Origin of the sequence: Paenibacillus sp. MSJ-34 (assembly GCF_018918005.1) — a bacterium.
In the GTDB taxonomy this organism is placed as follows: domain Bacteria; phylum Bacillota; class Bacilli; order Paenibacillales; family Paenibacillaceae; genus MSJ-34.
This window is the reverse complement of sequence record NZ_JAHLPR010000039.1, coordinates 42,223-61,060: the sequence shown is the minus strand read 5'-3', so window position 1 is coordinate 61,060 and position 18,838 is coordinate 42,223. Positions and strand designations below refer to the sequence as shown.

The 18,838-nt window shown below is 54.6% G+C and carries 18 protein-coding genes; 17 read left to right on the top strand and 1 reads right to left on the bottom strand.

Features of this window, described 5'->3' with window-relative positions; translation table 11 throughout:
• The first annotated feature begins 33 nt into the window (after positions 1 to 33).
• From coaBC to spoVM, 12 genes are all read left to right on the top strand, one after another.
• The gene (gene coaBC / locus KQI79_RS19745) at positions 34 to 1,251 is read left to right on the top strand and encodes a bifunctional phosphopantothenoylcysteine decarboxylase/phosphopantothenate--cysteine ligase CoaBC (protein ID WP_216540019.1); all 1,218 of its coding nucleotides are present in this window, start codon (positions 34 to 36) and stop codon (positions 1,249 to 1,251) included.
• Positions 1,251 to 3,839 carry a primosomal protein N' gene (priA, locus tag KQI79_RS19740; RefSeq protein ID WP_216540018.1) on the top strand — a complete coding sequence of 863 codons (2,589 nt, stop codon included), beginning with the start codon at positions 1,251 to 1,253 and terminating at the stop codon, positions 3,837 to 3,839. Before coaBC ends, priA begins: the two co-directional genes overlap by 1 nt.
• A 43-nt stretch (positions 3,840 to 3,882) precedes the next feature.
• Complete coding sequence (def, locus tag KQI79_RS19735; protein ID WP_216540017.1) at positions 3,883 to 4,362, top strand: peptide deformylase; 480 nt, start codon at positions 3,883 to 3,885, stop codon at positions 4,360 to 4,362.
• Between the two features lie 3 nt (positions 4,363 to 4,365).
• A complete protein-coding gene (gene fmt / locus KQI79_RS19730) occupies positions 4,366 to 5,301 on the top strand; it encodes a methionyl-tRNA formyltransferase (RefSeq protein WP_216540016.1) in 936 nt (311 codons plus the stop codon).
• Complete coding sequence (gene rsmB / locus KQI79_RS19725; protein ID WP_216540015.1) at positions 5,298 to 6,680, top strand: 16S rRNA (cytosine(967)-C(5))-methyltransferase RsmB; 1,383 nt, start codon at positions 5,298 to 5,300, stop codon at positions 6,678 to 6,680. Before fmt ends, rsmB begins: the two co-directional genes overlap by 4 nt.
• A 221-nt stretch (positions 6,681 to 6,901) precedes the next feature.
• Entirely contained in the window at positions 6,902 to 7,948 is a 1,047-nt protein-coding gene (rlmN, locus tag KQI79_RS19720; protein WP_216540014.1) for a dual-specificity RNA methyltransferase RlmN, read from the top strand.
• Positions 7,949 to 7,953: 5 nt separating this feature from the next.
• Positions 7,954 to 8,721 carry a Stp1/IreP family PP2C-type Ser/Thr phosphatase gene (locus tag KQI79_RS19715; protein ID WP_216540013.1) on the top strand — a complete coding sequence of 256 codons (768 nt, stop codon included), beginning with the start codon at positions 7,954 to 7,956 and terminating at the stop codon, positions 8,719 to 8,721.
• Complete coding sequence (gene pknB / locus KQI79_RS19710; protein WP_216540012.1) at positions 8,722 to 10,821, top strand: Stk1 family PASTA domain-containing Ser/Thr kinase; 2,100 nt, start codon at positions 8,722 to 8,724, stop codon at positions 10,819 to 10,821. It abuts the gene before it with no gap.
• 25 nt (positions 10,822 to 10,846) lie between these two features.
• The gene (gene rsgA, locus KQI79_RS19705; RefSeq protein ID WP_216540031.1) at positions 10,847 to 11,755 is read left to right on the top strand and encodes a ribosome small subunit-dependent GTPase A; all 909 of its coding nucleotides are present in this window, start codon (positions 10,847 to 10,849) and stop codon (positions 11,753 to 11,755) included.
• A gap of 2 nt (positions 11,756 to 11,757) precedes the next feature.
• Entirely contained in the window at positions 11,758 to 12,426 is a 669-nt protein-coding gene (rpe, locus tag KQI79_RS19700) for a ribulose-phosphate 3-epimerase (RefSeq protein WP_216540011.1), read from the top strand.
• Positions 12,427 to 12,432: 6 nt separating this feature from the next.
• On the top strand, positions 12,433 to 12,687 hold the full coding sequence (locus tag KQI79_RS19695; RefSeq protein WP_216540010.1) for a hypothetical protein: 255 nt from the start codon (positions 12,433 to 12,435) through the stop codon (positions 12,685 to 12,687).
• Between the two features lie 73 nt (positions 12,688 to 12,760).
• Entirely contained in the window at positions 12,761 to 12,841 is an 81-nt protein-coding gene (gene spoVM / locus KQI79_RS19690; protein WP_018751565.1) for a stage V sporulation protein SpoVM, read from the top strand.
• A 138-nt stretch (positions 12,842 to 12,979) separates the two neighbouring features.
• Here the strand turns inward: spoVM and rpmB are convergent, their stop codons facing one another.
• Positions 12,980 to 13,168 (bottom strand): 50S ribosomal protein L28, encoded by a 189-nt coding sequence (gene rpmB, locus KQI79_RS19685; protein WP_216540009.1) that lies wholly within the window; start codon positions 13,166 to 13,168, stop codon positions 12,980 to 12,982.
• A 164-nt stretch (positions 13,169 to 13,332) separates the two neighbouring features.
• Between rpmB and KQI79_RS19680 the strand changes: the two genes are divergently transcribed.
• The 5 genes from KQI79_RS19680 to KQI79_RS19660 all read left to right on the top strand — a co-directional run bounded on the left by KQI79_RS19680 (position 13,333) and on the right by KQI79_RS19660 (position 18,805).
• Complete coding sequence (locus KQI79_RS19680; protein WP_216540008.1) at positions 13,333 to 13,692, top strand: Asp23/Gls24 family envelope stress response protein; 360 nt, start codon at positions 13,333 to 13,335, stop codon at positions 13,690 to 13,692.
• Between the two features lie 55 nt (positions 13,693 to 13,747).
• Positions 13,748 to 15,469 (top strand): DAK2 domain-containing protein, encoded by a 1,722-nt coding sequence (locus tag KQI79_RS19675; RefSeq protein WP_230191936.1) that lies wholly within the window; start codon positions 13,748 to 13,750, stop codon positions 15,467 to 15,469.
• Between the two features lie 63 nt (positions 15,470 to 15,532).
• A complete protein-coding gene (locus tag KQI79_RS19670; protein WP_216540006.1) occupies positions 15,533 to 16,384 on the top strand; it encodes a DegV family protein in 852 nt (283 codons plus the stop codon).
• 22 nt (positions 16,385 to 16,406) lie between these two features.
• Positions 16,407 to 18,455 carry an ATP-dependent DNA helicase RecG gene (gene recG / locus KQI79_RS19665; protein ID WP_216540005.1) on the top strand — a complete coding sequence of 683 codons (2,049 nt, stop codon included), beginning with the start codon at positions 16,407 to 16,409 and terminating at the stop codon, positions 18,453 to 18,455.
• Positions 18,456 to 18,517: 62 nt separating this feature from the next.
• A complete protein-coding gene (locus KQI79_RS19660) occupies positions 18,518 to 18,805 on the top strand; it encodes a stage VI sporulation protein F (RefSeq protein WP_216540004.1) in 288 nt (95 codons plus the stop codon).
• Positions 18,806 to 18,838: the final 33 nt, after the last annotated feature.

Genomic DNA, 18,838 nt, shown 5'->3' with positions numbered 1-18,838 from the left:
GTTGTTATTTTTTTCGGCAAGGAGGGTGGCCATATGGTAAAAGGAAAAACGATTATCGTGGGCATTACCGGCGGAATTGCGGCCTATAAGGCAATCGCGCTTTGCAGCAAGCTTGCGCAGAGCGGTGCGGAGGTTCATGTCATTATGACGAAGTCGGCCGCGAAATTCGTAACCGAGCTAACATTGCAGACGATTACGCGTCATCCGGTCTATACCGATACGTTCGACGAACGCGATCCTTCGGTGGTATCGCATATCGATTTGGCGGACCGCGCCGATCTGGTTGTAATCGCTCCCGCAACGGCGAACGCGATCGCCAAGATGACGTACGGCCTGGCCGACGATATGCTGTCAACGACTTTGCTCGCCACGACGGCTCCGATCGTCGTTGCTCCCGCCATGAACGTTCATATGTACGAGCATCCGACGGTTGTCGCCAATATGGAGACGCTGCGGAAGCGCGGCGTCATGTTTGTCGAGCCGGGCTTCGGGCAGCTTGCGTGCGGATACGTCGGCAAAGGAAGGCTGGCGGAGCCTGAGGAGATATTCGCGTGGATCGAGTCGTTCTTCGCGCGGCGCGGGCGGCGGAACGAGCCGCTCAAAGGGCGAAATGTGTTGGTGACGGCGGGGGGAACGATCGAGCGGATCGATCCGGTAAGGTACATTACGAACGATTCGTCCGGCAAAATGGGATTTGCCATTGCGGAAGCGGCGCATGCGATGGGGGCGCGGGTGCATCTGATCGCGGCGAATGCCGCCATCGATCCGCCGTCCGGGATTCAAGTGACCCGGGTCGTTTCCGCGCAAGACATGTTTGATGCGGTCATGCGGCATATGGCCGAATCGGACATCATCGTCAAGGCGGCGGCTGTGGCCGATTACCGGCCGGTTCAAGCAGCTCTGCGCAAAATAAAAAAGTCGGGCGGGGAGCTTACGCTCCATCTGGAGAAAACGCCGGATATTTTGCAAGAAGTCGGCGCGCGGAAAACAACCCAGTATGTGATAGGTTTTGCCGCGGAAACGGATAACTTGGAACAATACGCGATGGACAAGCTGCGCCGCAAAAACTGCGATCTGCTGGTAGCGAACGACGTTACGGCGGAAGGCGCCGGTTTCGGCAAGGATACGAATATCGTTCAAATATACGACCGTAACGGGCTGGTCGAAACGTTGCCGCAAATGGCGAAATCGGAAGTGGCCTTCCGATTGCTGCAGTTCGTCGCCGGTCGGTTGGCGGGTGAAACGGATTGATGCGTTATGCCAAAGTCATCGTGGATGTGCCCAGCAAGCAAACGAACCGGCCGTTCGATTATGCCGTTCCGGCCGAGCTTGCGCCTTGGATCGAGGTGGGGAGCCGCGTAGGCGTTCCGTTCGGCCCAAGAGTCGTGCAAGGATTCGTTGTCGCGCTCAGCGCCGATTCGGATATGGACGCCGGCCGGGTGAAGCCGGTTCAAGAGCTGCTGGATCTTACGCCTCCGCTCTCGCCGGACTTGATTGAGCTGGGCGCGTGGATGAGCGCGCAGTACGTATGCCATGAAATAACCGCTTTGCAGGCAATGATTCCAAGAGCGTTGAAGGGAAAAGCGGAAAGATACGTCAGCTTGCCCGAACCGGGTGCGGAAGGCGGCCCGAACGGAGAAGCGGACGGATGGGCGGCGGAATTGCTTGCGGAGCCGGCGGAGAGCGAAGTGCTCGAATATGTCGAGCGGAACGCCCCGATCCGTCTGGAGCAATTGAAGCAATCCTTTCCAAACGATGCCTCCTTGATCAAGCGTCTGCTGCGGACGGGCAAATTGATCGAAACACAGAACATTAAAGACAAATTAGCCAAGAAGACGGTGAAAACCGTCGAGTTGCGCATTGATGCGCGGGAAGCGGAAGCGGCGTTGGAATCGTTGTCCGCGAAAGCCCGCAAACAAAAGGAAGTGCTCGCCTTTTTACTTGACCGTATGGAACCGATCGGGCTGCGAGATCTGATTGCTCAGCTCGGCACGACGGCGGCAACGGTCAAGGGGCTGGCGGACAAAGGATGGATCGAAATACGGGATGTGGAAGTTTTCCGCGATCCCTACGCGGAGCGCCGCTTCCGGCCTACGGAACCGTTGCCGCTCACGGCGGAACAAAGCCGCGTCTACGCGCAAATCGCTTCCGACTTGGACGCGCGCCGGCATGAAGCCTATTTGCTGCACGGCGTGACCGGAAGCGGCAAGACCGAGGTGTATTTGCAGGCGATCGAGCGATGCATAGCTCAAGATCGCGCGGCGATCGTGCTTGTGCCGGAAATTTCGCTCACGCCGCAAATGGTGGAGCGGTTCAAAAGCCGCTTCGGATCGATGGTCGCCGTCATGCATAGCCGTTTGTCCGACGGAGAACGGTATGACGAATGGCGCAAAATCCGCGAAGGGCGAGTGAAGGTGGCGATCGGGGCGCGTTCGGCCGTCTTCGCCCCGTTCGAACGGCTCGGGCTGATCATTATCGACGAAGAACATGAAACTTCCTACAAGCAAGAGGAGAGCCCGAAGTATCACGCCCGCGATGTCGCCATGAAACGCGCGGAACGGCATGGCGCGGTCGTCGTGCTCGGTTCGGCCACCCCTTCGTTGGAAAGCTACGAGGCGGCGGTCCGCTCGCGAGCCGGGCGGGAGGCGGCCGTTGCGTCGAACGCCGAAGCCCGCTCAATGAAGGAAGAGGGACGAACGGAACTGCGGCTGAAGCTGCTGGAAATGCCGACTCGCGTCGGAGGCAGGAAATTGCCGCAAGTGCATATCGTCGATTTGCGGGAAGAATTGAAGAACGGAAACCGCTCCATGTTCAGCCGCGCGCTTCATCAAGCGATTGCGGCCCGCCTGGAGCGGCGCGAGCAAATCGTGCTGCTGCTCAACCGAAGGGGATACTCTACCTTCGTCATGTGCAGAACTTGCGGATATGTCGCCGGGTGTCCGGACTGCGACATTTCGCTCACCTATCATCAAAAGTCGAACCGCTTGCGCTGCCATTACTGCGGCTATGCCGAAACGGCGTCCTCGGTGTGCCCGTCGTGCGGCAGCGAGCATATTCGCTATTTCGGCACAGGAACCCAGCGGGTGGAGGAGGAGCTAGCGAAGCTTTTTCCCGGCATTCGCGTCGTGCGTATGGATGTCGATACGACATCCGCGAAGGGGGCTCACGAGAAGCTGCTCGGCATATTCCGGGACCGTAAGGCCGATGTGCTGCTAGGCACGCAAATGGTGGCGAAAGGGCTCGACTTCCCCGACGTTACGCTCGTCGGGGTCATAACGGCAGATTCGGCGCTCAATATTCCGGATTTCCGCTCCGCCGAGAAAACGTTCCAACTGCTTACGCAGGTTGCGGGCCGCGCGGGCCGGCATCACTTGCCCGGCGAAGTGTTCGTGCAAACGTACACGCCGGAACATTATTCGATCGTACACGCCGGAGAACATCATTACGAAGCGTTCGTCTCGGATGAGTTGGAGCATCGGCTGAAGCGGATTTATCCGCCCTACTGCCGCCTTATATTGATCACCTTCTCGCATGAGCAGTTGCCGCTGCTTGTGCGAATGAGCGAAAATTTCGCAAACCGGCTGAAGGAAGAAGCGGCCGCGGCAGGATGGCTCGCTCCGCTCCATAGCAGCCAACCTGACGCGATGGAATTGCTCGGTCCCGTCGCGTCGCCCATTCCGCGCTTGAAAAATAGATACCGATTCCAATGTATGATAAAATATCGGGGAAGCATGGATTTGGCGGGCATGATCCGTCGGACGACGATGGAGTTCGACGACGCGATGAGGCGCCATCAGCTGCAAATCGGCGTCGACGTCGACCCGCAAATGCTTATGTAATCATTGACGTTATCAATGGGAAAGAGATAAGGAAGGTGCGATAATGGCCATTCGTTTGATTGTGAAAGAGCCTGATCCGGTGCTGCATGAAGTAGCGAAAGAAGTTACGAAGATAACGCCGAACATTCATAAATTGTTGAACGATATGGCGGAGACGATGTATGACGCCGAGGGCGTCGGTTTGGCCGCGCCGCAAATCGGCATATTGAAACGCGTCATCGTCGTGGATGTCGGCGACGAAAACGGGCTGATCGAATTGATTAATCCCGAGCTTGTAGCGAAAGAAGGGGAGCAGTTCGGGCCCGAAGGCTGCCTGAGCATTCCCGGGCTGAACGGAGACGTTCGGCGCGCACAGCAAGTAACCGTTAAGGGGCTGAATCGCGACGGGGTCGAAGTGACGATTACGGGCACCGACTTGCTCGCCCGCGCGTTCCAGCACGAAATCGACCACTTAAACGGCGTATTGTTTACGGATATCGCGGAAAGCGTATATGAAATTCAGCCGCGCAAAGGCAGGGAATGACAGATGAACATCGTATTTATGGGCACGCCGGATTTCGCCGTGCCTTCCCTACATATGCTGCTCGAAGAAGGATATAACATAGCGGCCGTCGTCACCCAGCCCGACCGTCCGAAAGGGAGAAAGCGCGTCATGACGCCTCCGCCGGTCAAGGAGCTTGCCGAGTCGCGCGGCTTGCCCGTACTGCAGCCGGTCAAAATGCGCAGTCCGGAGGCGATTGCGGAAATTGCGGCATTGAGGCCGGATTTGATCGTAACGGCAGCGTACGGACAAATATTGCCGAAGGCTGTGCTAGAACTGCCGCGGCTCGGCTGCATCAACGTGCACGGCTCGCTCCTGCCCAAATACCGGGGCGGCGCCCCGATTCAACGCTGCATTATGAACGGCGAGAAAAAAACCGGCGTGACGATTATGTATATGGCGGAAGGATTGGATACCGGCGACATGATCAGCCGCGTCGAGGTGGAAATTGCCGATGAGGATACGTCGGGTACGTTATTCGAGAAGCTGAGCCTAGCCGGCGCCGACTTGCTGCGCCGGACGTTGCCCCGGCTAATCGCGGGAGAAATCGCCGCCGAGCCGCAGAACGACGCCGAAGCCACCTATGCGCCCAATTTAACGCGCGAGGACGAACGGATCGATTGGAACCGCTCGTCTTGGGAAACGTATAATCAAGTGCGCGGATTGGTACCTTGGTCCGGAGCGTTTACGCATTGGAACGGGGAAGTGTTCAAAGTTTGGGCTTGCCGCAAGCCGGAACGGACAGCGGAAGGCGGCGCCGCGCCGGGAACGGTGTTAACCGTCGGCGAGAACGGCATCGAAGTGAAGACGGGCGACGGCTCGCTATGGCTGACGAAAGTGCAGCCTGCGGGCAAAAAAGCGATGGACGTGTCCGAATTCGCGCGCGGCAGTAAATTGACGAAAGGGACGATACTGACGTGAGTCAATCCCGGCATAAACCGTCGGCGCGCGAGGTGGCCCTCGACGTGCTGACCAAAGTGGAACAAGAGCGGTCTTACAGCAACTTGCTGTTAAACCAAACGCTGCAAAAGCATCAGCTCGCGCGCGAAGAAGCTTCCTTCGCAACGGAATTGGTGTACGGTACGATTCAGCGTTTGAATACGATCGATTATTTTTTGGAGAGATTCGTATCCAGAGGCATGTCGAAATTGCAGCCATGGGTACGAAGCTTGCTTCGGCTCAGCTTCTACCAACTGTATTATTTGGACCGGATTCCGCCTTACGCGGCCGTGGGCGAGGCGGTTAACTTGGCGAAGCGCCGCGGACATCAAGGAATATCGGGCATGGTGAACGGCGTGCTGCGCAATGTGCTCCGTGCGACGGACGAGCTGGAAATACCGGCCTCGCTTGATCCGGTAAAGGGGATTGCGCTTGCTCATTCCCACCCGGAGTGGATGGTTGCCCGCTACATCGAGCAGTACGGCGAAGAGGAAACGAGGGCGATCTGCGCTTCGAACAACGAGCCGCCGCATGTGAGCGTGCGCGTGAACCGCAGGCTAATTTCCCGCGACGAAATGATGAATAAAATGGCGGATGCCGGACATCGAGTCCGCGCTTCCCTGCTGTCGAGCGACGGCATCGTCGTCGAGAGCGGCGGCAATATGGCGTTCACCGATTGGTACCGTGCCGGGCTCATCTCGATTCAAGACGAAAGCTCGATGCTCGTTGCCGCCGCGGTAAATCCGCAGCCTGGCATGAAAGTGCTGGATTGCTGCGCCGCGCCGGGAGGCAAGACGGCGCATATGGCGGAGATGATGGACGATCAAGGCATGATTCTGGCCAACGACGTGCATCCGCACAAGCAAAAGCTGATTGCCGAGCAGGCCGACCGCTTGCAGCTTCGATCGATTCGTACGATGGTAAGCGATGCGGCATTGTTAACGCAAAGGCTGGAAGACGCTTCGTTTGACCGCGTCCTGCTGGACGCCCCCTGCTCCGGTTTGGGCGTCATTAGGCGCAAGCCGGACTTGAAATGGACGAAGGCCAGCGAGGAAATCGCGGAAATTATCGTTTTGCAGCGCCAATTGTTAGCCGAGGCGGGACGGTTGCTCCGTCCGGGCGGCATTCTCGTTTACAGCACCTGTACGATCGAGCAAGGGGAGAACGAAAGGCAAATCAGCCGCTTTTTGAAAGAAAATCCTTCTTTTATACCGGCTGACGAGTCTACGGAGAACGAAGCGTGGCGGAGCGCAATCCGCCGCACCGGACCGCATCCGGCAGGCGCCGGAATGATGCGGATTTTGCCGCATCAATTCCACTCCGACGGCTTCTTTATCGCCAGAATGCAAAAACAAATGTGACCGCAACCGACCCGCCCGCCAACCGCAGCGGGTTCGCCTACTTTAGCGGCGCATTTTTTTATGTTAAAATAAATCGAATAGGATCACACTAGAGATTACTATGCGTGTTCACAAAGTGATCGAAAGAGGACTTTTTGAACAACCTCTTATAGGGTGGAGACCGTTCTTTTCATAGATTAGGGAAACTATACTGTACAGGTTAAAGGTTGTGGAAACTTATCATGAAGCCTTTTATTTACGATTATTCATTGGAAGAATTGCAGGCATGGATGCAGGAGAACGGGGAACCCGGTTTCCGCGCCGGCCAAGTATTCGATTGGCTATACGGCAAACGGGCCGACAATTTCGAAGAGATGAGCAATTTGCCGAAAGAGCTGCGAAGCAAGTTAAGCGATCAATTCGAATTCGTAACGCTGAACGAGATTACGAAATTCGAATCGAAGGACGGCACCGTGAAATTTCTGTTCGGCCTGCATGACGATCATGCGATCGAAACGGTGCTGATGAAGCATAACTACGGCAACAGCGTTTGCGTCACCACCCAGGTGGGCTGCCGTATCGGCTGCCGGTTTTGCGCCTCGACGCTCGGCGGTTTGAAACGCAATTTGACGCCCGGCGAAATCGTCGCGCAAGTCGTTCAAGCGCAAAAAATATTGGACCCGCGCGGCGAAAGAGTGAGCAGCATCGTCATTATGGGAACGGGCGAACCGTTTGAAAATTATGAAGCGACGATGAAATTTTTGCGTATTATGACTCATGAAAAAGGCATGAAAATCGGCCAGCGGCATATAACCGTATCGACGAGCGGGATCGTCCCGAACATTTATAAATTTGCGGACGAGAATACGCAAATCAACTTAGCTATCTCCATCCATGCGCCGAACGATGCGCTCCGGTCGAAGCTCATGCCTGTCAACCGGCGGTTTCCGTTTGCCGACGTCATGGAATCGCTGCGTTACTATATTGCCAAAACCGGGCGGCGCATTACGTTCGAATACGCGTTGATCGGCGGGGTCAACGATCAAGCCGAACATGCGGAAGAACTGGGAGAAGTGATTAAGGACATGCTCTGCCACGTCAATTTGATTCCGGTCAATTACGTTCCGGAGCGGAATTATGTGCGGACGCCGCGCAACGATATTTTTACGTTTCAGCGGGTATTGCAGAGCAAAGGGATCAATGTCACGATCCGCAGGGAACAAGGACATGATATTGCGGCGGCATGCGGGCAGCTGCGAGCGAAGCATTTGGAGTTAGGTGCGAGGTGATTGAAATGAAAGTCGTACATCGAACGGATATCGGACGGCGAGCGGTGAATGAAGACCGTTCCTGGGCGCAGCGGCTTGAGAACGGATATATGCTCGCGATCATCGCCGATGGGATGGGCGGTCATCAGGCCGGGGAAGTTGCTAGCCGCATCGCGGTTGAAACGGTCGCGGAGAGGCTCATGCCGCTGGCCCCCGGATTAACGGGGCCGGCGTGCGCGGAGGCGTTGCGCGAGGCCATATTGCATGCCAACAACGTCATTTATGAAATGGCGTCGCAAGACGAGCGATACCATAATATGGGCACGACGATCGTCGCCGTTCTGTTGAACGGGGAAAACGGATTTGTCGGTCATATTGGGGACAGCCGCGCATACAACATAAATGACACGGTTATTCGCCAACTGACGGACGATCATTCTTTGGTGAACGAATTGTTGAAATCCGGCCAAATCAGCCTCGAAGAATCGCGCCGTCATCCGCGGCGCAACGTTGTCATCAGGGCGCTGGGAACGGATGCCGAAGTTGAGGTCGACATCAATCCGATCCAACTGGAACAAGGGGAAATATTGCTGCTCTGCAGCGACGGCCTTAGCGATTTGATGACGGACGAAGAAATCGCGGCGATCGTCAGTTTGCCGAGCCTATCTCTCGAAGAGAAAGCCGAGCGTCTGCTGCGGGATGCCTTGCAAGCGGGCGGAGAGGATAACATAACCGTTGTGCTGCTGGAACAAACGGATGACGCGGACAACGGTATCGGCAAGGGGGTGGAATAGATGATTGGTCACGAATTGGGGAACCGTTATGAAATTGTAACGCGCATCGGCGGCGGCGGAATGGCGCTCGTGTATAAAGGGCTCGACCTCCTGCTGAACAGGTATGTGGCGATTAAAGTGCTCCGCCAGCAATTCGTCCATGACGAGGAGTTCATCCATCGTTTCCGGCGCGAAGCGCAATCTGCCGCCTCGTTGTCGCATCCTAACGTTGTCAGCATATACGATGTCGGCCAGGAAGGCGATACGCATTATATTGTCATGGAATACGTGGAAGGGCATAATTTAAACGAGATCATTAAGGAAAAAGCGCCGCTGCAAGTCGAGGAAGCGGTGCATATCGCATCCCAAATTTGCGACGCGCTCGATCACGCGCATCATAACGAAATCATTCATCGCGACATTAAACCGCATAACATATTAATCGGCAAGAACGGCCGCGTGAAGGTGACCGATTTCGGCATTGCGCGGGCCGTTACATCGTCGACGATTACGCAAACCGGCTCGGTTGTGGGTTCGGTGCACTATTTTTCGCCGGAGCATGCGAAAGGCGTGGCGACGGGAACGAAGTCGGATCTTTATTCGCTCGGCATCGTGATGTACCAAATGTTGACAGGACAGTTGCCGTTTCTCGGGGAAAGTCCGATCAGCGTAGCGCTCAAACATTTGCAGGACGAGTTCGAAGAGCCGCGCAAAGTGAACAAGTTAATTCCGCAAAGCGTCGAAAATATTATTCTCAAGTCGATGCGTAAAAATCCGCAGGAACGCTACCAGTCGGCGCAGGAAATGCTGCGGGACTTGGAAACATGCTTATCGCCGGAACGCCTGCATGATGCGAAAATAACGTTCGACGACGATGCGGATGCGGATGCCGACGATCAGAAGACGCGCGTCGTTCCGGCAATCCGGCCCGAGCCGAAAACGGCCAAGCCTTCGGCCTCCGCTTCGCGGGAACCGAAGAAAGAGCCTCCCAAGCAGGATCGGGAAGCGGAGGAGCCCAAGAACAATCGCCCTTGGGCCAAGCCCGTCGTTTGGATCGGCTCGACGCTGCTGGTGCTCGGATTGATGTTCGGACTTGTTATGTACGTTTTAAGCCAAGTCGTCGTGCCCGAGGTGACGATGCCGAAGTTGATCAATTTGACGGAAGAAGAAGCGGTCAAGCAGCTTCACGAATTGGGCCTCGAAGTGGAAGATCCGATTATCAGGGAACCGAAGGAAGGGTTCGATAAAGGCATCGTCTTCGACCAGAGCAAACCTGAGAACACGAAAGTGAAGAAGGGCTCGTCCGTCATCATCTCGGTCAGCGAAGGCACGCCTCAGTTTAAAATGCCCGATTTGAGCGGCCAGAAATTCGCGGACGCCGTACGTATGCTCGAAAGCGAAAATATCGACGCAAGCCAAATTAAACAGGAGGAAGGCTATGACGATGAGATGGAAAGCGGCCTGATCTTCAAGCAAAGCCCGGCGGAAGGCGAGATGGTCGATCCGAAGTCGGTGCAAATTACGCTGACGGTCAGCAAAGGCAGCGAAACGTTCAAGATGCCGAGTCTGATCGGAAAAACCGAGAGCGAAGCGATCGCTATCATCGAGAAGAACGATTTGAAATTGGCGAAGGAATCCGGGGGCATAATGCGGGAACCAAGCTATTTCCAGAAAGGGGAAGTATTCAAGCAATGGCCGCATGAACCGGGCGAAGCGGTCTCGAAAGGAACGGAAATTATGATCTACGTCAGTTCCGGCTATCCGCCGGAGGCGATCGTATATGATTTCAATATTCCGGTATCGCCGAAAGAAGTCGGTACGGAAAGCAAGATCCGGTTAACTTATACGGACGCCCGCGGCGAAAATATCGAATGGGGCACGCAAAATATAACCAATCCGCAAATTTTCTCGGTCGAGCTCGTCCTTGCGCCGAACAAGGACGGCGCGGTATCCGTCTTCCGGGATGGAGAATTCCTGGACACCTACCCGGTATCGTATATGGAAGCGAAGACGGGAACGGTGAACGTTCCGCAGCCCGACATTCCTCCCGACACGGATGCGTTCTATGAAGAAGAACAGCATCATGACGGAGAAGCTCCGGAACAGCAATTTACGGACTAGACTACGAACGGGAGGCAGCGACTATATGCCGGAAGGCTTGATCGTTAAAGCGTTAAGCGGATATTATTACGTTCAGCCGCTGGCGGAGGAAGGGCCGCAAGCGGAAACGGTGCAATGCAGGGCGCGGGGAATATTCAAGAAGAAAGGCGTCTCCCCGCTCGTAGGGGACAAGGTTCGATACATGTTGACCGAGAACGGGGAAGGAACGGTGGACGAAATCTTCCCCCGATTCTCGGAATTGATTCGGCCTCCGATCGCGAACGTGGAGACGGGCATTCTTGTATTCTCCGTGCGGGAGCCTGCGCTCAATCTGCAATTGCTGGACAAATTTCTTGTTCATATCGAACATGCCGGGCTCGACCCGGTTATTTGCTTGTCGAAGGAGGACTTGCTCGGAGCCTCGACGGGAGATAAGGCGCTTTTGGCACAGGCAAAGGAAATGTACGAAACGATCGGTTACGAGGTGATCGGGACAAGCGCGGTAAGCGGTTCGGGGAGGGAAAGGCTTCGTAAATTGCTGGCGGGGCGCATCAGCGTATTCGCCGGTCAATCGGGCGTCGGCAAATCGTCTCTGTTGAACAGCATCATTCCCGGGTTGCATCTTGAGACGAACCGGATCAGCGCGAAGCTCGGCCGCGGGAAGCATACGACCCGGCATGTGGAACTCATTCCGCTCGAGGGCGGAGGCTTTGTGGCGGATACGCCGGGTTTCAGCCAGTTGGACTTTCTGGAGCTTGGGGTCGAGGAACTCGGCTCCTGCTTCCGGGAATTCCGCGAATATGCCGATCAATGCAAATTTCGCGGCTGCACCCACTTGCATGAACCGGGCTGCAAAGTCATCGAAGCGAAGGAAAGCGGCCGCATCGCGACAAGCCGCTATGAGCATTATGTGCAATTTCATGCGGAAATGAAAGACAAAAAACGGAGGTATTAATTATGCTAACGATCGCACCATCTATTTTATCAGCCGATTTCGCCAAACTGGCCGCGGAAATTCAAGATGTGGAACGCGGAGGCGCCGATTGGATTCATGTCGATGTCATGGACGGGCAGTTCGTCCCGAACATTACGATTGGGCCGCTCATCGTCGAAGCGATTCGCCCGCATACTGCGCTGCCGCTCGACGTGCATCTTATGATCGAAAAGCCGGAGTTGTACGTACCCGCCTTCGCGAAGGCCGGAGCGGATTGGATTACCGTCCATGCCGAAGCGTGCACCCATCTGCATCGCGTCGTTCACTCCGTTAAGGAGCTTGGCGTCAAGGCAGGCGTCGCGATCAATCCGGCAACGCCGCTGGCCGCGGTGGAGGAGATCCTCGACGATATCGATCTCATTCTCGTTATGACGGTCAATCCGGGATTCGGCGGACAAAAATTCATTTCCGGAACGCTATCCAAAATTAGACGCCTGCGCAGCCTGTTGAACGAGAAGGGCTTGCAACATGTGCATATCGAAGTGGACGGGGGCATTCAAGCGGAAACGGCTCCTGAGGTATATGCCGCAGGAGCGAACGTGCTGGTAGCCGGGAGTGCGATATTCGGCCATCCGGACAGGAAAGCGGCGATCGACGCGATTCGCGCAAGCGTTCGGCGCGAAGGGGACTAGAACGACTTGACCAAGACGTTGTCGTTTATCGTAAGCAGCGTTTTATGCGGAACGCTGCTTGGCTTATACTCGATCCTGCCGTTTCCCGTCAGTATGATCGCGTCGCTGGCCGCCATCTTTTTAGGCATCCGGTTTTTTAAAAATTTCGAATCCGTCAAGATGCGCATCGGTTTCATCGCGTCGGCCGTCGTCATTTATTTTATATTCATTATCGTATTGGCATTTGTGAATTATATTCGGGAACATCCGATTCCCGTATGAGGAATAGGGCATGCGTTCCCCGCATACATATGTTTACATAGCGAAGGTTCGAAGTTAGCGGGGAGGGTGAAGCATGAAATTTTACACGTTCAAATTGCCGAAGTTTTTGGGAGGATTCGTGAAGGCAATCTTAAATACGTTCCATAAAAATTAACAAGCGTATTCAATGAGTTATGGATGTGCCGACCGGGGTCGACAACTGCAGCGGTGACCGCAAACTTTATTGAATTTAAACGTAGAAAAAGCACCTGTCGGCCAGGTGCTTTTTGTCCTGCATATTCATCGTAATGGATTACACGCGCGTTACTTTGCCGGCTTTCAGAGCGCGAGTGCTGACGTAGACACGTTTCGGCTTGCCGTCTACCAAAATCCGAACTTTTTGTACGTTTACGCCCCAAGTGCGTCTATTTTTATTATTCGCGTGAGACACGTGATTTCCGCTTCCCGGTTTTTTGCCTGTTACATAGCATTTGCGAGACATATTGTTACACCTCCTTGTATGAAGACCCTGCATAAAACAATACTTAAATATAATAGCATAGCCAAAAAAGCTTCGTCAACTCAAATAAAAACTTTATTTATTTATCCATTATCTTATAGTACAATGTTGATTAGTCCATAATACTCAAGAAGGAGTGGATAAGGATGGCCATTCAACTCGGTACGGAATATGGGAAGATAAACATATCGGACAATGTCGTGTCGATCCTGGCAGGTTCGGCAGCTTTGGAATGTTATGGGCTCGTAGGCATGGTTTCGCGCAAGCAGTTGAAAGACGGAATTACCGAACTGCTTGGCCGCGAAAATTTAACGCGCGGCGTAGAGGTACGCAGGGAAAACGATCAAGTCCAAATCGATCTGTACATCATTGTCAGTTATGGAACAAAAATATCGGAAGTTGCGCATAACATTCAGGTTAAAGTGAAATATGTGTTGAACGAAGTTCTAGGGCTTCACGTCGATGTCGTCAACGTTTATGTGCAAGGCGTCCGCGTATCAAGTTAGGAAGGGGAATTCACGGTTGAGGAAGCTTTCATTAAATGGAGCAGATTTTACGAACATGGTATTGGCAGGTGCCGAGCGGCTGCATGAGCAAGCGGATCATGTCAATTCATTGAATGTATTTCCGGTTCCGGACGGAGATACGGGAACGAACATGAACTTGACGATGACTGCCGGAGTGGGCGAATTAAAGGCCAAATCTTCGCCTTCGATCGGCAAATGCGCCGAAGTGCTCTCCAAGGGACTGCTTATGGGCGCGCGAGGGAATTCGGGCGTTATTTTGTCGCAGTTGTTTCGAGGTTTCAGCCGGGCTGTGGCCGGTCTGGACGAGGTGGATGCGGCGCAGTTCGCAGGAGCGCTGCAAAGCGGTGTCGATACGGCTTATAAAGCGGTCGTCAAGCCTGTCGAAGGCACGATATTAACGGTAGCGAAGGAAGCGGCGAAGCATGCGGTGTCGCACGCGCGGCGCCATCCGGATGTTATCGAATTGATGAGGGAAGTATGCGGCAAAGCCCAGGAGGCGCTGGCGAGAACGCCCGAACAGCTGCCTGTGCTGAAGCAAGTAGGCGTTGTCGATTCCGGCGGGCAAGGTTTGGTTTATATTTACGAAGGCTTCATGAAGGCGTTGGAGCAAGGCGCCGTACCGTTCGCCGCGGAACATGCCGCTCCGGCCGAACGGTCGGTCAAGCCGGCGGAAGATAGCGCCGTACCGGATATTCGCGTGAGCCGTCAATCGGCACAGTCGAAATTGGCAACGGAAGATATCGAGTTTCTGTACGATATGGAGTTTTTCATCAATTTGAAACTGGGTAATTTTTCCTCGAAACCCTTTGACGAGCAACATTTTAGGAAAGCGCTTGCAAAAAATGGGGATTCGATTATTGTGATTGCCGACGACGAAATCGTCAAAGTGCATGTTCATTCCAAAGCTCCGGGAGATGTGCTGACCCAGGCGTTGCAATTCGGCGAATTGACGAAAATCAACATTTTGAACATGCGCGAGCAGCATCGCGATTTGCTCGCCGACGGCGGCGACGTCGCTCCGATGCCGGAGTTGTATGCCGCAATCTCGTCTGAACCGGCCAGAGTCGAAGTCAGCGCGGAACCGCCGGCGGAAGAAATGGCGCCGTACGGCATCATTGCCGTCGCGTCCGGCAAAGGCATTACCGACATCTTCACCTCGCTAGGCGTCGATATCGTATTGACCGGCGGACAGACGATGAACCCGAGTACGGAAGACTTCGTCAAAGCGATCGATTCGATCGCCGCGCAGCATCTGTTCCTGCTGCCGAACAATTCCAATATTATATTGACCGCGCAGCAAGCGAAAGATTTGACGGATCGCAACGTTACGGTCATCCCTTCGAAGACGATTCCGCAAGGAATTGCCGCGGCGATTGCATTCCAAGAGGATGAAATGCCGGAAGCGAACGAAGAAGCGATGTCGCAGGCGATCGCGAGCGTACAAACCGGACAAGTAACGTACGCCGTGAGAGATACGAACTTTGACGATTTGGAGATTAAGGCCGGCAACTATATCGGCATTCACAACTCGAAAATTGTTGCCGCTACGGAATCTATAACGGAAACTTGCAAGCGTCTGCTGGATCATTTGCTGGAAGGCGGCGCCGAAATCGTTACGGTTTTGACCGGAGAGGATGCGGATGAGGCGGTAACCGAGGAACTCGTACAATGGCTTCATGAAGCGCATCCCGATGTGGAAGTCGAGATGCATGAAGGCGGACAACCCGTGTATCATTTTCTCTTTTCGGTTGAATAAACGAAGGAAGATCGTCTAAGGGATTGCGCTGAACTTATTATATGAATAATGAGGAGGGACCGTATGGGGAAAATTCGAATCGTTACCGACAGTACGTCCGACATCCCGCGCGAGGTGCGGGAGAGGTGGGGCATCACCATGATCCCGCTGAAAGTTCATTTCGGCGAGGAGGAGTATTCGGACGCCGTTACGATCGAGCCCGCACAATTTTACGAAAAACTGCAGCAAGCGAGCAAATTGCCGACGACGTCTCAGCCTTCGCCCGTTGACTTTGTGGAAGTGTATGAGCGGCTTGGCGCTGAACCCGGCACGGAAATTATTTCGTTTCATCTCTCGGCGGCGCTAAGCGGCACATACCAATCGGCCGTCTTAGCCAAATCGATGTTGGAGGACAAGATCGACGTTACGATTATCGATTCAAAGTCCGCATCGTACGGATTTGGCATGTTGGTCGTGACTGCCGCCCGGTTGGCCGCGGAAGGGAAGAGCAAGGAAGAAATTTTGGAAGCGGTCGAAACGCTCCGCCAGCGCAGGAAACTATATTTTCTCGTCGATACGTTGGAATATTTGCAAAAAGGCGGACGTATCGGAAAAGCTTCGGCGATGCTCGGCACGATTCTAAATATTAAGCCGATTCTGTCGATTGACGATGAAGGCGAAGTCCATGCGGTCGAAAAGGTGCGCGGCCATAAAAAAGCGGTAGCGCGCATTATCGAGTTGTTAAAAGGCAATTTAGGGAGCATGAGGGTCAATATTACGATCGGATACGCGACCGATCGAAGCGAAGCCGAGGCGATGGAGGCGCAATTGCGCGAACATTTCGACGTTGCGGAAGTCGATTATACGCTGATCGGCTCCGTGATCGGCACACACGTAGGGCCCGGCGTTATAGCGGTGTTCATGAGTCCCGCCTAAAACGAAGTAATGAGGGAATAAGATGGAACTACATAACATTTCGATTCGAAAAGTACATGGCGTGACAGCTCTGAAGGAACAAGAGCTTCACGCCTTCGGCATCTGTACGGTCGACGATCTGCTTGAATATTTCCCGTACCGTTACGAAGACTACCGCCTGCGGAATCTATCCGAGGTTAAGGATGGGGAGAAAATTACCGTGCTCGGAAAAATCGTAGGCGTGCCGGTGCTGCAGCGATACGGGCGAAATAAATCGCGTTTGAGCTGCAAAGTGATGATTGAGCAATGGATGGTGACGGCGACTTGGTTTAACCGCCATTTCCTGCGCGATCAGCTTACGGTCGGCAGGGAAATCGTCATGACAGGGAAATGGGAGCAGAAAAGGATGCAGTTAACCGTGGGCGAATCCGAATTTCCGGATCGCGGCGGAGGCCGCTCGGGCACGCTGCAGCCTGTCTATTCCGTCGGCGGCAAAATAACGCAGGCATGGATGCGCAAGACGATGACGCAAGCGTTGACGCAGTTCGGAGCGATGATCGAGGAAGTGCTTCCGCAGCCGCTCGTTGCTAAATACGGTTTTATGCCCCGGAAACAGGCGATTGCGCATATCCATCAGCCGCAGGATGCGGCGGAAGGCGGGCTGGCCCGCAAACGGATGGTATACGAGGAATTGTTTCTGTTTCAGCTGAAACTGCAAGCGTTCCGCGCTCTAACGCGCAACCGGATGGACGGAGCCGCGCAAGCGGTGGATAACGCAACGGTTCGTCAATTTACGCGCAGTTTGCCGTATGAATTGACGGACGCGCAGAAGCGGGCGGTTCTCGAAATTTTGAACGATATGCGCGCCCCATATTGCATGAACCGTCTGCTTCAAGGCGATGTAGGCTCGGGCAAAACTGCGGTGGCGGCGATCGCTTTGTATGCGACGGTAAAGGCCGGGTATCAAGGAGCGCTTATGGTGCCGACGGAAATATTGGCCGAGCAGCATAGCAGATCGCTGCAGCAAATGTTCGCGCCTCATGGCATCGAAGTCGGCCTGCTTACGGGCAGCTTGACGGAACGCAAACGGCGCGAATTGCTCGGCGCGCTGCAAATGGGCATCATCGATATCGTTGTCGGTACGCACGCGCTCATTCAGGAGGACGTGTTTTTCCGCCAATTGGGATTGGTCGTTACGGACGAGCAGCACCGGTTCGGCGTCAATCAGCGCAGCATATTGCGGAGGAAAGGGATGAATCCGGACGTGCTGACGATGACGGCGACGCCGATTCCGCGTACGCTCGCCATTACGGCGTTCGGGGATATGGACGTATCGACGCTGTCGGAGCGGCCGAAGGGACGCAAACCGATCATTACTTATTGGGTCAAGCACGATATGCTGGACCGGGTGCTCGGCTTTATTCGCAAGGAAGTCGATCAAGGCCGGCAAGCTTATATGATATGTCCGCTGATTGAGGAATCGGACAAGCTCGACGTGCAGAACGCCATCGATCTGCACGTGCAAATGCAGCAGGCGCTGCCGCAATACCGGATCGGCTTGCTGCACGGCCGGATGGCGGCGCAGGAGAAGGAGGAAGTGATGCGCATGTTCAGCGAAGGCAGCGTACATGTGCTTATCTCCACCACGGTCGTTGAAGTTGGAGTCGACGTGCCGAATGCGACGCTTATGATCGTCATGGATGCCGACCGGTTCGGCTTGTCGCAGCTTCATCAGCTGCGCGGACGTGTCGGCCGGGGCGAGCATCAATCGTATTGCGTGCTGATCGCCGATCCGAAATCGGAGGTAGGCCAGGAACGCATGCAGGTGATGACGGAGACGGACGACGGGTTCGAAGTGTCGCGCCGGGATTTGGAACTGCGCGGGCCGGGCGATTTTTTCGGTACGAAACAAAGCGGGTTGCCGGAATTTCGGCTTGCCGATATGGTGAGCGATTTTGCCGTACTGGAACAGGCCAGGGACGATGCGGCGGCGCTTGTGGCGGAAGAACGCTTCTGGACGGCTGCGGAATATGCGCCGCTGCGCCGTTTCTTGCAGCGCGAACAAATTTTCCAGGGCGATCTGTTGGATTGATCAATTAGCCAAGCTATGCGGCATATACTTGGAAAATAGGTCTTTTCCAGGAGGTGCTCGCGTTGAGCTATCATAAATACGGCATCGATCCGGCCTTGGTCGAGCGCGTGAAGCTGAAAATGAAAAATCCCGTCGTCAAAGACAGGATGAAGCAGTTAATGAACGGAGTGACGAAATACGATCTTCAGGATCGCGTCAAAGTCCGCAGGCTGCTGAAGACGGCTTGCGGCATTTTGCATGAAAGATTGACCAGTGTGCAGGAAGAACAAATCGTATCGTTCGTTATCGATCAAAAAATCGATCCGAATAATACGTTTCATCTGTTAAAGCTATGGGGCATGTTCAGGTAATGCGCCGGGGCATCGAACAAGCGTCTTCTTCGA

Excerpts from the sequence above, each read along its gene's own strand:
- coaBC (WP_216540019.1), top strand. The coding sequence starts at position 34 with ATGGTAAAAGGAAAAACGATTATCGTGGGCATTACCGGCGGAATTGCG.
- spoVM (WP_018751565.1), top strand. The coding sequence starts at position 12,761 with ATGAAATTTTACACGTTCAAATTGCCGAAGTTTTTGGGAGGATTCGTG.
- KQI79_RS19670 (WP_216540006.1), top strand. The coding sequence starts at position 15,533 with ATGGGGAAAATTCGAATCGTTACCGACAGTACGTCCGACATCCCGCGC.
- def (WP_216540017.1), top strand. The coding sequence starts at position 3,883 with ATGGCCATTCGTTTGATTGTGAAAGAGCCTGATCCGGTGCTGCATGAA.
- pknB (WP_216540012.1), top strand. The coding sequence starts at position 8,722 with ATGATTGGTCACGAATTGGGGAACCGTTATGAAATTGTAACGCGCATC.
- KQI79_RS19680 (WP_216540008.1), top strand. The coding sequence starts at position 13,333 with ATGGCCATTCAACTCGGTACGGAATATGGGAAGATAAACATATCGGAC.
- rpmB (WP_216540009.1), bottom strand. The coding sequence starts at position 13,168 with ATGTCTCGCAAATGCTATGTAACAGGCAAAAAACCGGGAAGCGGAAAT.
- priA (WP_216540018.1), top strand. The coding sequence starts at position 1,251 with ATGCGTTATGCCAAAGTCATCGTGGATGTGCCCAGCAAGCAAACGAAC.
- fmt (WP_216540016.1), top strand. The coding sequence starts at position 4,366 with ATGAACATCGTATTTATGGGCACGCCGGATTTCGCCGTGCCTTCCCTA.
- rsgA (WP_216540031.1), top strand. The coding sequence starts at position 10,847 with ATGCCGGAAGGCTTGATCGTTAAAGCGTTAAGCGGATATTATTACGTT.
- KQI79_RS19675 (WP_230191936.1), top strand. The coding sequence starts at position 13,748 with ATGGTATTGGCAGGTGCCGAGCGGCTGCATGAGCAAGCGGATCATGTC.
- rlmN (WP_216540014.1), top strand. The coding sequence starts at position 6,902 with ATGAAGCCTTTTATTTACGATTATTCATTGGAAGAATTGCAGGCATGG.
- KQI79_RS19715 (WP_216540013.1), top strand. The coding sequence starts at position 7,954 with ATGAAAGTCGTACATCGAACGGATATCGGACGGCGAGCGGTGAATGAA.
- recG (WP_216540005.1), top strand. The coding sequence starts at position 16,407 with ATGGAACTACATAACATTTCGATTCGAAAAGTACATGGCGTGACAGCT.
- rpe (WP_216540011.1), top strand. The coding sequence starts at position 11,758 with ATGCTAACGATCGCACCATCTATTTTATCAGCCGATTTCGCCAAACTG.